At 72.4% G+C, this 13249-nt stretch carries 13 protein-coding genes; 9 read left to right on the forward strand and 4 right to left on the reverse strand.

Translation table 11 applies throughout. The annotated features are described in order from the left end of the window. Window positions 1–577, reverse strand: a 577-nt coding sequence (locus E1281_RS29185) for a hypothetical protein (protein ID WP_165959161.1), incomplete at its 3' end; no start/stop codon positions are given. 214 nt (window positions 578–791) lie between these two features. Here E1281_RS29185 and E1281_RS29190 point away from each other — a divergent pair. The 7 genes from E1281_RS29190 to soxR all read left to right on the forward strand — a co-directional run bounded on the left by E1281_RS29190 (window position 792) and on the right by soxR (window position 7207). Further along, window positions 792–1199 carry a helix-turn-helix domain-containing protein gene (locus E1281_RS29190; protein WP_131882927.1) on the forward strand — a complete coding sequence of 136 codons (408 nt, stop codon included), beginning with the start codon at window positions 792–794 and terminating at the stop codon, window positions 1197–1199. Between the two features lie 17 nt (window positions 1200–1216). Next, on the forward strand, window positions 1217–1987 hold the full coding sequence (modA, locus tag E1281_RS29195) for a molybdate ABC transporter substrate-binding protein (protein WP_131882928.1): 771 nt from the start codon (window positions 1217–1219) through the stop codon (window positions 1985–1987). Window positions 1988–1994: 7 nt separating this feature from the next. Further along, a complete protein-coding gene (locus E1281_RS29200; RefSeq protein WP_131882929.1) occupies window positions 1995–2825 on the forward strand; it encodes an ABC transporter permease in 831 nt (276 codons plus the stop codon). Beyond that, on the forward strand, window positions 2822–3892 hold the full coding sequence (locus E1281_RS29205) for an ABC transporter ATP-binding protein (protein ID WP_131882930.1): 1071 nt from the start codon (window positions 2822–2824) through the stop codon (window positions 3890–3892). The genes E1281_RS29200 and E1281_RS29205 overlap by 4 nt, the downstream gene beginning before the upstream one ends. 178 nt (window positions 3893–4070) lie before the next feature. Then, window positions 4071–5888, forward strand: coding sequence for a phosphoenolpyruvate carboxykinase (GTP) (locus E1281_RS29210; RefSeq protein ID WP_243717524.1), 1818 nt, complete (start codon window positions 4071–4073; stop codon window positions 5886–5888). Between the two features lie 124 nt (window positions 5889–6012). Further along, window positions 6013–6588 carry an HdeD family acid-resistance protein gene (locus E1281_RS29215; RefSeq protein ID WP_131882932.1) on the forward strand — a complete coding sequence of 192 codons (576 nt, stop codon included), beginning with the start codon at window positions 6013–6015 and terminating at the stop codon, window positions 6586–6588. Between the two features lie 64 nt (window positions 6589–6652). After that, window positions 6653–7207: a redox-sensitive transcriptional activator SoxR gene (gene soxR, locus E1281_RS29220; protein ID WP_131882933.1), complete on the forward strand. Its 555-nt coding sequence runs from the start codon at window positions 6653–6655 to the stop codon at window positions 7205–7207. Here soxR and E1281_RS29225 read toward each other — a convergent pair. Then, entirely contained in the window at window positions 7204–9600 is a 2397-nt protein-coding gene (locus E1281_RS29225; RefSeq protein WP_131882934.1) for a glycosyl hydrolase family 65 protein, read from the reverse strand. The two genes, soxR and E1281_RS29225, sit on opposite strands and share 4 nt — an antisense overlap. Then, complete coding sequence (locus E1281_RS29230) at window positions 9600–10349, reverse strand: beta-phosphoglucomutase family hydrolase (RefSeq protein ID WP_131882938.1); 750 nt, start codon at window positions 10347–10349, stop codon at window positions 9600–9602. The genes E1281_RS29225 and E1281_RS29230 overlap by 1 nt, the downstream gene beginning before the upstream one ends. A 162-nt stretch (window positions 10350–10511) precedes the next feature. Here E1281_RS29230 and gndA point away from each other — a divergent pair, with 162 nt between their 5' ends. Next, window positions 10512–11936, forward strand: coding sequence for an NADP-dependent phosphogluconate dehydrogenase (gndA, locus tag E1281_RS29235; RefSeq protein ID WP_131882935.1), 1425 nt, complete (start codon window positions 10512–10514; stop codon window positions 11934–11936). A gap of 42 nt (window positions 11937–11978) precedes the next feature. On the opposite strand, the gene E1281_RS29240 is transcribed toward gndA, so the two are convergent. After that, complete coding sequence (locus E1281_RS29240; RefSeq protein ID WP_131882936.1) at window positions 11979–12572, reverse strand: exonuclease; 594 nt, start codon at window positions 12570–12572, stop codon at window positions 11979–11981. A 98-nt stretch (window positions 12573–12670) separates the two neighbouring features. On the opposite strand from E1281_RS29240, the gene E1281_RS29245 reads away from it, so the two are divergent. Then, window positions 12671–13249, forward strand: a 579-nt coding sequence (locus E1281_RS29245; protein ID WP_131882937.1) for an HD domain-containing protein, incomplete at its 3' end; no start/stop codon positions are given.

The raw sequence follows: 13249 nt of genomic DNA on the forward strand, positions 1-13249 counted from the left end.
GGTCGCCGTATCCCGGCGGGGACGACGCCGGCCCCGGCGGGTTCTCCCGCGCGTAGCGTCCGTACACCAGCGGCTGCGTGGTGCCCGAGCCCGGCCGTTCGGCCTCCTGCGCTTCGGCGGACTCGCGTGCCGCCTCCCGGGCGCCGACCACGGCGAACCGGCCGAGCGCGAGCCCGGCGAGGAACACGATCACGACGCCGAGGCCGGTGAACCCGGCGAGCTGCTCGGCGATCCGCCGGCCCTCGCCCGATCCGAGCGGGGCGCCGACGCCGGGGACGTCCCACAGCGCCGCGACGGTGTGCCCGGCCACGAACCAGGCGCCGCCGAGCCCGGCGAGCCAGGCGCCGGACATCGCGAACGCGCGGTTGGCGCCGGCGAGCACGATCAGCCCGCCGAGGACGACCGCGGCGGCGGGCGCGATGACGAGCTGGAGCCGGCCGGTGTCGTAGACCCAGGTGTCGTCCGGCGCGAAGCCGAAGCCGAAGTACGGACCGGCGAAGGGCAGCAGCCCGCCCCACAGGCCGAGCAGCACCAGCAGCGCCCCGCTGAGCAGGCCGCGGGTCCGTGGTGCGCGCATGGTCCCAGTCATGATCATTCCTCCTGACCGGGCGGTAATCCTGTTCTTTGAACCACCCAATACCCGGACCGAAGCGCTTGACACGGGCACGAAAAGGCAGGGCAACGGGCAGGTAGATCCCCGGCACCCACAAGGGGCATCGACTGATTTCACTTGCAGCTTCTCCATGAGCACCGCCTTTCGGCTTGCATCTGCGAGGAGCTAGGCTTTCGCCGTGACGACGTTCAGGATCAGTGAGGCGGCCGCGTTGCTGGGGGTCAGCGCGGACACCGTCCGTCGCTGGGTGGACGGCGGGAGGCTCCCCGCGTCCCGGGACGCGCACGGTCACCGGCGGGTGCCGGGGGCCGAGCTCGCCGCCTTCGTGCGCGGCCAGGCGCGCGGGACCGGCCCGTCCGGCCAGGGCGAGCGGTTCTCCTCGGCGCGCAACCGGATGCGGGGGATCGTGACCGACGTCGCCCGCGACGGGGTGATGGCGCAGGTGGAGATCCAGGCGGGGCCGTTCCGGGTCGTCTCGCTGATGAGCCGCGAGGCGGCGGACGATCTCGGGCTGGCGGTCGGCGTGGTCGCCGACGCGGTCGTGAAGTCCACCAACGTCGTCGTCGAGGTGCCCGAGCCCGGCTGACCCCAAGGGAGAAAGACATGGTCAAGCGCACGCTGGCGGCGGTGTCCCTGCTGCTCGCGGCGACGGTCGGATGCAGTGGCACCGGCGACGGCGGCCCGTCCGGCGGGGAGCGCGACACGACGCTGACGGTGTTCGCGGCGGCCTCGCTCACCGAGGTGTTCACCGAGCTCGGCAAGGCGTTCGAGGCCACGCATCCGGGCGTCCGGGTCAGGTTCAACTTCGCCGCCAGCTCGACGCTGGCGCAGCAGATCACGCAGGGCGCGCCGGTGGACGTGTTCGCCTCCGCGAGCTCGGCCACCATGAAGACGGTGACGGACGCGGGTGACGCCGCCGACACCCCGCAGCTGTTCACCCGGAACTTCCTGGTCATCGCCGTCCCCAAGGACAACCCCGGCAAGGTCGAGAAGCTCGGCGACCTGTCCGGATCCGGACTCAAGGTCGTCCTGTGCGCCGAGCAGGTGCCCTGCGGGGCCGCCGCGGAGAAGGCGCTCGACGCGGCCGGGGTCGAGGTCGAGCCGGTGTCGCGGGAGAGAGACGTCAGGGCCGTCCTCACCAAGGTCGGCCTGGGCGAGGCCGACGCCGGGCTCGTCTACCGCACCGACGCCAAGGCGGCGGGGGAGAAGGTCAGGGGGATCGAGTTCCCCGAGTCCTCGGACGCCATCAACGACTACCCGATCGCCGAGATCGCCGACGCTCCCCAGAGCGCCCTCGCCAAGGAGTTCATCCAGCTGGTGTTCAGCGACCAGGCGAGGCCGGTACTGGACAGGGCGGGCTTCGGGCTGCCGTGACGAGGCCGTGAGGGGGGACGCGAGGCGCGCCGCGGCGCCGGGGGCCGACCGGCTGCCGGGGCGGCCGCCGTGGATCCTGCTGCTGCCCGCGCTGGCGGGGCTCGCCTTCCTGGTGCTGCCCCTCCTCGGGCTGCTCGTCCGCGCCCCGTGGTCCACGCTCGGCACCCGCCTCATGGAGCCGCAGGTGCTGGACGCGCTGCGGCTCTCGCTGGTCAGCGCCACCCTCGCCACCTGCCTGTGCCTGCTGCTCGGCGTCCCGCTGGCCTGGACGCTGGCGCGGGTCCGGTTCCCCGGCGTGCGCCTCGTCCGGGCCCTGGTGACCGTCCCGCTGGTGCTGCCGCCGGTGGTGGGCGGTGTGGCGCTGCTGCTGGTGCTCGGGCGGCGCGGGCTGATCGGCGGATGGCTGGACTCCACGTTCGGGATCACGTTCCCGTTCACCACCGCCGGGGTCGTGCTGGCCGAGACGTTCGTCGCGATGCCGTTCCTGGTGATCAGCGTCGAGGGCGCGCTCCGCGCCGCCGACCTGCGCTACGAGGAGGCCGCCGCTACCCTCGGCGCGGGCCGCTGGACGGTCTTCCGGCGCGTGACGCTGCCGCTGGTCGCGCCCGGCGTCGCCGCCGGGGCCGTCCTGTGCTGGGCGCGGGCGCTCGGCGAGTTCGGCGCGACGATCACGTTCGCGGGCAACTTTCCCGGCCGGACGCAGACGATGCCGCTGGCGGTCTACCTGGCGCTGGAGACCGACCCGCAGGCCGCGATCGTGCTGAGCATCGTCCTGCTGGCGGTGTCGGTCGTCGTCCTCGCCGCGCTCCGGGGCCGCTGGATGGACACCTCGAAATGAGCGAAGCGAACCGGGGGCTGGACGCCCGGCTGGTCGTGCGGCGCGCCGGGTTCGGCCTGGACCTCGCGCTCACCGCCGAGCCCGGGGAGGTCGTGGCGCTGCTGGGCCCGAACGGGGCGGGCAAGAGCACCGCGCTGCGCGCCCTGGCGGGGCTCGTCCCGATGGCCGGCGGCCACCTGCGGCTGGACGGCCGGGACCTGCGCCCGCTGCCGGCCGACCGGCGCGGCATCGGCATGGTGTTCCAGGACTACCTCCTGTTCCCGCACCTCAGCGCGCTGGACAACGTCGCGTTCGGGCCGCGCTGCCAGGGCGCCGGCCGCCGCGCCGCCCGCCGCCGCGCCGCGGGCTGGCTGGAGCGCGTCGGGCTCGCGGAGTTCGCCTCCGCCCGGCCCCGGGCGCTGTCGGGCGGGCAGGCGCAGCGCGTCGCGCTCGCGCGGGCGCTGGCCGTCGAGCCGGGCCTGCTCCTGCTGGACGAGCCGCTCGCCGCCCTCGACGCCCACACGAGGCTGGAGATCCGTGCCGCGCTCCGCCGCCACCTCGCCGGTTTCGAGGGCGCTGCCGTGCTCGTCACCCACGACGCCTTGGACGCGATGGTGCTGGCCGACCGCATCGTCGTCATCGAGGACGGGCGCCTCGTCCAGGAGGGGACGCCCGCCGACGTGGCCCGCCGTCCCCGCACCGACTACGTCGCGCGCCTGGTCGGGCTGAACCTCTACCGGGGCCGTGCCGAGGCCGGGTCGGTGCTGATCGGGGAGGGACGGGACGGCGAGGGTGCCGGGACGCTCGACACTGTCGACTCGCTCGAAGGTGATGTCTTTCTGGCCTTCGCGCCATCCTCGGTGGCGCTGTACCGGACCCGCCCCGACGGCAGCCCCCGCAACCTGTGGCGCGCCCGCGTCGCCGCCGTCGAGCGGCAGGGGGACCGCGTCCGGGTCCAGCTCTCCGGACCGCCTTTCGGTGCCGTCGCGGAGGTGACCCCGGCGGCCGTCGCGGAGCTCCAATTGTCCGAGGGCAGCCTCATATGGGCGGCCGTCAAAGCCACCGAGACGCATGTTTACCCAGCTTGACCGTATCCGGACCGGGAGGTGGCGGAACGCCGCCCCTTGCGGCGGTACGCAAGTGATATCAGCCACAAAAGGGGCAGGGAAGGGCCAATAGCGGACGGGATTGGTCCAGACCAAATGGCTAAAACGGCGGGTCTTGTTCATCATGCAAAGATCCTGCGAACAGCTGAAGGAGTTGCCCGTGTCCAACCAGGTCTCCGGCCTCGACCAGGCCCCAACCGGCCACACCGAACTGATCGAGTGGGTGCGCGGGATCGCCGAGCTGACCAAGCCGGACCGCGTCGAATGGTGCGATGGCTCGGACGCCGAGTGGGAGCGCCTGACCGGCCTCCTCGTCGAGCAGGGCACCCTCGTGCGGCTCGACCCGGCCAAACGGCCGAACAGCTTCTACGCCGCGTCGGACCCGACGGACGTGGCCCGCGTGGAGGACCGGACGTACATCTGCTCCGAGAAGGAGGAGGACGCCGGTCCCACCAACAACTGGATCGCGCCCGCCGAGATGAAGCAGACCCTGGACGGTCTCTTCGACGGCTGCATGAGGGGCCGCACCATGTACGTGGTGCCGTTCTGCATGGGCCCCCTCGGCGGCAGCATCTCGCAGCTCGGCGTGGAGATCACCGACTCCGCCTACGTCGCCGTGTCCATGCGGATCATGACGCGGATGGGCGAGGGCGCGCTGCGGCTCATCGAGGAGCGCGGGTCGTTCGTCAAGGCCGTCCACTCCGTCGGCGCCCCGCTTGAGCCCGGACAGGCCGACGTGAAGTGGCCGTGCAACTCCACCAAGTACATCACGCACTTCCCCGAGACCCGGGAGATCTGGTCCTACGGGTCCGGGTACGGCGGGAACGCGCTGCTGGGCAAGAAGTGCTACGCGCTGCGGATCGCCTCCACGATGGCGCGCGACGAGGGCTGGATGGCCGAGCACATGCTCGTCCTGAAGCTGACGCCGCCCGCCGGTGAGACCCGCTACGTCGCGGCCGCCTTCCCGTCGGCGTGCGGCAAGACCAACCTCGCGATGCTGGAGCCGACCATCCCCGGCTGGAAGGTCGAGACGATCGGCGACGACATCGCCTGGATGCGGTTCGGCGACGACGGCCGGCTCTACGCGATCAACCCGGAGGCCGGGTTCTTCGGCGTCGCGCCCGGCACCGGCGCGAGCACCAACGCCAACGCGGTGAAGACGCTGTGGGGCAACAGCATCTTCACCAACGTCGCGCTCACCGACGACGGCGACGTGTGGTGGGAGGGCCTCACCGACGAGCCGCCCGCGCATCTCACGGACTGGAAGGGCAACGACTGGACCCCGGACTCCGGCACTCCGGCCGCGCACCCGAACGCCCGCTTCACCACCCCGGCCGGGCAGTGCCCGATCATCGCCGACGAGTGGGAGGACCCCAAGGGCGTACCGATCTCGGCGATCCTGTTCGGCGGCCGGCGCGCGTCCGCCGTCCCGCTGGTCACCGAGTCGTTCGACTGGCAGCAGGGCGTGTTCCTCGGCGCGAACGTCGCCTCCGAGAAGACCGCCGCCGCCGAGGGCGCCGTCGGCGAGCTGCGCCGCGACCCGTTCGCCATGCTGCCGTTCTGCGGCTACAACATGGGGGACTACTTCGGCCACTGGCTGGAGATCGGCAAGGCCACCGACGCCGAGAAGCTCCCGCGGATCTACTACGTCAACTGGTTCCGCAAGGGCGCCGACGGCCGGTTCATCTGGCCCGGCTTCGGGGAGAACAGCCGCGTCCTGAAGTGGATCGTCGAGCGGCTCAACGGCAAGGCCGACGCGGTCAAGACCCCGATCGGGCACCTGCCGACCCGGGAGGCGCTCGACACCGACGGCCTGGCCATCGACGACCCCGACCTCGACACGCTGCTGTCGGTCGACACCGAGGTGTGGAAGCAGGAGGCCGCCCTGGTCCCCGAGCACTTCGAGAAGTTCGGCGACCACATGCCGAAGGCCCTGTGGGACGAGTACCACGACCTGGTCCGCCGCCTGGAGCACTGATCCGGCGCGGGTAGGCGCGGGCCAAGGCCGGTCGCGGACTTTGCGGAGTCCGCGACCGGCCTTGGCGCTCTCCGGGGGGAACGGGAGCTAGCAATGGTGGGAGGTTCGTCCCCGGAGGTTCCCGATGTTCGACCTGATGACCCGCCACTGGTGGGTGCTCGCCCTGCGCGGCGCGTTCGCCGTCCTCTTCGGCATCGTCGCCTGGGTGTGGCCGGGCATCACCGTCCTGGTCCTGGTCGTGCTGTTCGGCGCCTTCGCGCTGGTGGACGGCCTGATCGCGGTGATGATGGCGGTCCGCGGGGCGTCCGGCGCGCCGCGCGGCCTGCTCGCCCTGGCCGGCGCGGCGGGGATCGCGCTCGGCGTCGCCGCGCTCGGCTGGCCGGGCATCACCGCGTTCGTGCTGCTGATGCTGATCGCCGCGTGGGCCATCGCCACCGGGGTACTGGAGATCGTCGCCGCGATCGCGCTGCGCAAGGAGCTCCAGGGCGAGTGGGCGTACGCCCTCACCGGCGCGATCTCGGTGCTGTTCGGGATCCTGCTGCTCGTGTGGCCGGTCTCCGGCGCGCTCGCCGTCGTCTGGCTGATCGGCCTGTTCTCGATCATGTTCGGAGCCGTGATGGCCGGCGTCGCCTTCCGGCTGCGCAGGCTCGCCCGCACCGCCGGACGGGAACGCGGCATGGGCGCGGCCGCCCAGCACTAGCTCCGGGCCGCCGGGCCCGGGGGGCGGAACCTCGACTGCGGTTGAGGTCGCGTAGGATGCGGGCATGACGCGGCTTGAGCACCGGGTGCACGAACTGACCGTCGGGCAGCTCGCCGAGCGGAGCGGCGTGGCGGTCTCGGCGCTGCACTTCTACGAGGCCAAGGGCCTGATCAGCAGCCGCCGGACGGCGGGGAACCAGCGGCGCTTCAGCCGCGACACGCTCCGCCGGGTCTCGTTCATCAAGGTCTCGCAGCGGGTCGGGATCCCGCTCAGCGACATCCGCGACGCCCTCGCCACGCTCCCCGAGGAGCGCACCCCCACGGTGGCGGACTGGGCCCGGTTGTCGGAGACCTGGCGCAGCGACCTCGACGACCGCATCCGCCAGCTCGAACGGCTCCGCGACGACCTTACCGAGTGCATCGGCTGCGGCTGCCTGTCGATCAGCAAGTGCGGCCTCGCCAACCCGGGTGACCGGCTCGGCGACGAGGGTCCGGGACCGCGCAGGCTCCTCGTCGGGCACGGCGCCGGAGACGCCCCGCGCCGCGCGGGGGGCGAGGCGCCCCCCGCGCGGCGCGGGGCGGCCGGCGACTGCTCCGACCCCTGCGGCCCCGGGGACTAGCGGCGGCGCGGGTCGTGGCCGTGCGGGTCGATGCGGCGCGGGGCGGGCTCGCGTCCCGCCGGCTGGGTCGGCGCCGGCAGCGCCGGGACCGGCTCGATCGGCAGCTCGACCGGCTCGGCCCCGAGGGTGAGCGGCTCCCCGTGGTGCCACAGCTTGATGCCCGGCCCGTCCATCAGCTCGTAGTGGGCCGCCTCCGAGGTCACGGTGACCTTGATCCGGCTGCCCCGGTAGCGCATCCGGAACGCCAGCCGGCTGATGCCGCCCGGCAGCCGCGGCGCGAACCGCAGCCGGCCGCGGCCCGCCCGCATCCCGCCGAACCCGGCGACGAGCCCGCTCCACGTCCCCGCCATCGAGGCGATGTGGAGGCCGTCGCGGGTGTTGCGGTTGAGGTCGTGCAGGTCCATCATCGCGGTCTCGCCGAGGTAGTCGTGCGCCAGCTCCAACTGGCCGACCTCGGCCGCCACGACCGCCTGCGTCTGCGCCGACAGCGAGGAGTCCCGGACGGTCAGGCCCTCGTAGTAGGCGAAGTTGCGGGCCTTCTGCTCCGCGGTGAACGTGTCCCCGCACAGGTGCAGCGCGAGCACCAGGTCCGCCTGCTTGACGACCTGCTTGCGGTACAGGTCGAAGTACGGGTAGCTCAGCAGCAGGGGATAGTGGTCGGGCTTGGTGGCCGCGAAGTCCCAGCGGGCGTGGTTGGTGAAGCTCTCGCTCTGCGGGTGGACGCCCAGCCGGTCGTCGTAGGGGATCAGCATGGCCGCCGCCGCGTCCCGCCACGACGCGGCCTCCTCGGCGTCCACCCCGAGCCGGTCGGCCACGTCCGGATGGCGCATCGCCATCTCCGCGGCCTCCTCCAGGTTCCGGCGCGCCATGAGGTTGGTGTAGACGTTGTTGTCCACGATCGCGCTGTACTCGTCGGGGCCCGTGACCCCGTCGATCCGGAACACGCCGCCGGCGTCGTGGTGGCCGAGGCTCCGCCACAGCCGCGCGGTCTGCACCAGGATGTCCAGGCCGATCTCCCGCTCGAACTGCACGTCCTCCGTGGCGTCCAGGTAGCGGACCACGGCGTCGGAGATGTCGGCGTTGACGTGGAACGCGGCCGTGCCCGCGGGCCAGTACCCCGAGCACTCGTGGCCGCGGATCGTCCGCCAGGGGAACGTGGCGCCGTCCAGGCCGAGCTGCGTGGCGCGCTCGCGCGCCAGCGGCAGCGTCATGTGGCGCCAGGCGAGCGCGTCCGCCGCGGCGTCGGGCGAGGTGTAGGTGAGCACGGGCAGGACGAACGTCTCGCTGTCCCAGAACGTGTGGCCGTCGTAGCCGGGGCCCGTCAGGCCCTTGGCCGGGATCATGCGGCGCTCCGCGCGGGCGCCCGCCTGCAGCACGTGGAACAACCCGAACCGCACGGCCTGCTGGATCTCGGCGTCGCCGTCGACCTCGACGTCCGCGCCCTCCCAGAACTCGTCCAGGTACGCGCGCTGTTCGGCGAGCAGGCCGTCCCATCCGGTCTGCCGCGCGCCCGCCAGCGCCCCGACCACCTGGTCGTGGAGGGCCGGGCGGGACCGCTGGCTCGACCACCCGTACGCGAGGTACTTGACGATGCGCAGCCGCTGCCCCGGCTCCAGCCGGGTCGCGACCGTCAGCCGGCCCACGTCCGTCGAGCTCTCGGTGTCGATCGCCATCGACTCCGGGCCCTCGATGTCGTGCGACATGCCCGCCGCCATCCGCAGCCCGCTCTGCCGCGTCCGGTGCAGCAGCAGGACCTTGGTGCCGTTGGCGACGTGCTCCTCGCCGACCAGCGGGCTCTCCAGGATCGCCGACGCGCGCGGGTCCTTGCCGCCGCCGGGCAGCGCCTCGTTGGCGACGAGCTCCGACTGGGCGACCACGCGGACCGCCTCGCCCACCGGCTCGACGTCGTAGCAGATCGCCGCGATGGCCCGCTGGGTCAGCGACACGATCCGGACCGAGGTCACCTTGACGGTCTTGTCGGCGGGGGACGTCCACTCCACGTGCCGGGTGAGCGTGCCCTCCCGCATGTCCAGGTTCCGCTCGTGATGGTGGACGCGGCCGTAGCGCACGTCGAACGGCTCGTCGTCCACCAGCAGCCGGATCACCTTGCCGTTGGTGACGTTGATGACCGTCTGGCCCATCTCCGGGTAGCCGTAGGCGGTCTCGGCGTGGGGCAGCGGGCGCTCCTCGTAGAAGGAGTTCAGGTACGTGCCCGGCATCCCGTGCGGCTCGCCCTCGTCCAGGTTGCCGCGCAGGCCCATGTGCCCGTTGGACAGCGTGAACACCGACTCCGTCTGCGCCAGCCGGTCGAGCCGCAGCTCCGGCTCCCGCAGGGACCACGGCTCCACCATGAACAGGGGCCGCTCGACCGCGGTCTGGCCGTCCCGCTCCATCACTGGGCCTCCATCAGCTCGGACAGGTCGGACACGACGATGTCGGCCCCGTACTCGGCGAGGGCCGCGGCGTTCGCGGCGTCCGCCCGGTTGACGCCCACCACGTAGGCGAATCCGCCGGCCCGCCCCGCCTGGACGCCGGCGAGCGCGTCCTCGAACACCACCGCCCGCGCGGGCGCGACGCCCAGTTCCCGGGCCCCGGCGAGGAACATGTCCGGGGCGGGCTTGCCGGGAAGGTTCCGCTCCGCAGCGGTCACGCCGTCCACGCGCGCCTCGAACAGGCCGGTGATGCCGACCGTCCGCAGCACCTGGACGGTGTTGGCGCTCGACGACACCACCGCCGTCCTGAGGCCCGCGTCCCGCGCCGCGCGGACGTAGGCGATCGAGCCGTCGAACGTCTCGACGCCCCTCTCGTCGATGAACCTGAGCACCAGCGCGTTCTTGCGGTTGCCCAGGCCCCGGACGGTCTCGGTCTCCGGCGGGTCGTCCGGGGAGCCCTCGGGGAGCTCGATGCCGCGCGACTCCAGGAACGAGCGCGTCCCGTCCTCGCGCTTCTTGCCGTCGACGTACCGGCCGTAGTCCTTCACGGGGTCGAACTCGGTGAACGGCTCACCGGTCCGGCGTGCCCGCTCGCGCAGGTAGCCGTCGAACATCTCCTTCCAGGCGGCGGCGTGGACCGCCGCCGTCCGGGTCAGAACCCCGTCGAGATCGAAGAGACACGCCGTCGCCTCGTCCGGCAGTCCCAGCATCCGCACCCCCTGGAGAATGACACCATCGATGAAGATCCTGAACGCGCGACCGTTCCCCGGCCGGCCCCGGGCATGCGGGGCGGGGCCGCTCGATCGAACGGGGGGGATCATGATCCACGTACAACCCCTTGGTCAGGGTCGCACACGAGGAGGAGTGAGCCAATGCAGAAGGCGCGGATCGGCGTCACGGGTCTTGCGGTGATGGGACGGAACCTGGCCCGCAACCTCGCCCGGCACGGGCATCCCGTGGCCGTTCACAACCGCACCCACGCCCGGACCAAGGCCCTGGTCGAGGAGTTCGGCGACGAGGGGACGTTCCTGCCGGCCGAGACGGCCGAGCGGTTCGTGGCGTCCCTGGAGCGGCCGCGTCGCCTGGTGGTCATGGTGCAGGCCGGCCGCCCGACCGACGCCGTCATCGACGAGTTCGCCCCGGTCCTGGAGCCCGGCGACATGATCGTCGACGGCGGCAACGCCAACTTCACCGACACCCGCCGCCGCGAGGCCGCGCTCCGCGAACGCGGCATCCACTTCGTGGGCGCCGGCATCTCCGGCGGCGAGGAGGGCGCGCTGCACGGCCCGAGCATCATGCCGGGCGGCTCCGCCGAGTCCTACGAGGCGCTCGGCCCCCTCCTGGAGGACATCTCCGCCAAGGTGGACGGGACGCCCTGCTGCGCCCACATCGGCCCCGACGGCGCCGGGCACTTCGTGAAGATGGTGCACAACGGCATCGAGTACGCCGACATGCAGCTGATCGCCGAGTCCTACGACCTGCTCCGGCACGCCGCCGGGCTTGCGCCCGCCGAGATCGCCGAGGTCTTCCGCACCTGGAACACCGGCCGCCTGGAGTCCTACCTCATCGAGATCACCGCCGAGGTCCTCGCGCACACCGACGCGTCCACCGGCAAGCCGTTCGTCGACGTCGTCCTCGACCAGGCCGAGCAGAAGGGCACCGGCCGCTGGACGGTGCAGACCGCGCTCGACCTCGGCGTCCCCGTCGGAGGCATCGCCGAGGCCGTCTTCGCCCGCTCGGTCTCCGGCCACGCCGCCCTGCGCGAGGCGTCCCGGAACCTGCCGGGCCCCTCCCGCACCAGCGACTCGGGCCGCTGGTTCGCCGACCACGTCGAGAAGGCCCTGTACGCCTCGAAGATCGTCGCGTACGCCCAGGGCTTCCACGAGATCCAGGCGGGCAGCGCCGAGTACGGCTGGAACATCGACCTCGGCGCGACGGCCACGATCTGGCGCGGCGGCTGCATCATCCGCGCCCGCTTCCTGGACCGCATCCGCGCCGCCTACGAGGCCGACCCGGACACCCCGACCCTGCTCACCGACGCCCACTTCACCGAGGCCCTCGGCGACGCCCAGAACGCCTGGCGCGACGTCGTCGCCACCTCCGCCCACCTGGGCATCCCGGCACCCGGCTTCGCCAGCGCCCTGGCCTACTACGACTCCCTGCGCGCCGACCGCCTCCCCGCCGCCCTGACCCAGGGCCAGCGCGACTACTTCGGCGCCCACACCTACCGCCGGGTGGACCGCGAAGGCACCTTCCACACCCTCTGGGGCGGAGACCGCACCGAAACGACCTCCTGACGAACGTGTACCGCCGGCGACTCGCCGGGCACCGCCGGCGGCTCAGTGCGGGTGCCCGGGCCAGCGGACCAGGTTCTGGAAGAGTTCGGCCTGCTCGATGGCGTCGTCCAGCGCGTTGTGGGTGTGCGGCCGGTCGGACAGCAGTCCGGCGGGCATCTGCCGCTTGGTCGAGCGGGTGACCATGGCACCGGTCTTGGCGGCGTACAGGCTCTTGAGATCCAGGTGCCGCGAATGGCCGAACGGGGACCCGGCGTCGGCGAGCCGCATCCAGTACCAGTACAGGAACATCCAGTCGAAACCGAGGGGATAGGCCACCAGGACCGCCGAGGCGTCCGCCGCTGCGGTCACCTCGGCCAGCCAGGCGGTGGCCGCGTTCATCGCCTCGGCCGGATCGCGGCCCGCGACGGCGAGGTGGTCGCGGTCCAGGCCGCTGACCGCCAACGCAGCGGGGTCGTAGGTGTCGCTGATCGGTGCCAGTTCCGCGTAGAACGTGGACTCGGCCGGGTCGACCGGCGTGAACACCTGCCCGTCGAAGGTGCCGCACGCCGCCATGCCGAAGCTCAGCATGGAGTACGGCCCCGGGATCGGCCCATCGGCCTCGACGTCGACCGAGACGTACAGGTCACGCTTGGCCATCGGCGCATCCCTCCTCAGGGTCGATGACGACCCGGATCAGAGGTTAGCGCTCGCGAGGGCGAGGCCGCCCCGGATGCCCCGCGCCATAGGCTTGCCGGGTGCGGATTCCGACGGACGGCGAGATCCGGGCGCTGCATGAGAGGTATGCGCCGAGCCGGGAGGCGTTCGAGGTCGTGTACACGCACTGCGTGATCGTGTGCGAGATCGCCGGGCAACTCATGGACGGCGCTGGGCCGGACGTCGACGCGGATCTCGTGCGCGCCGGGTGCCTGCTGCACGACCTGGGCGTCTACCGGCTCTACGACATGACCGGGAGGTTCGATCACAAGCGGTACGTCCGGCACGGGGTGCTCGGGCACGAGCTGCTCCGGGACGAGGGGTTCCCCGAGGAGATCTGCCGGTTCTGCTCCCGCCACACCGGGATGGGGCTGACGCGGGACGACGTCGAGCGGCAGCGCCTCCCGCTGCCGCTCGGCGACTACACGGCCGGAACCGGTGAGGAACGGCTGGTCATGTACGCGGACAAGTTCCACAGCAAGACCGATCCGCCGACGTTCGTCTCCGCCGATTCGTACGCCGTCCACGTCCGGCGGTTCGGCGGCGACAAGGTCAGGACGTTCAGGGCGATGCGCGAACACTTCGGCGAGCCCGACCTCCGGCCGCTCGCGGAGCGATAC

The sequence above is a fragment of the Actinomadura sp. KC345 genome (genome assembly GCF_004348515.1).
Taxonomy (GTDB): domain Bacteria; phylum Actinomycetota; class Actinomycetes; order Streptosporangiales; family Streptosporangiaceae; genus Spirillospora.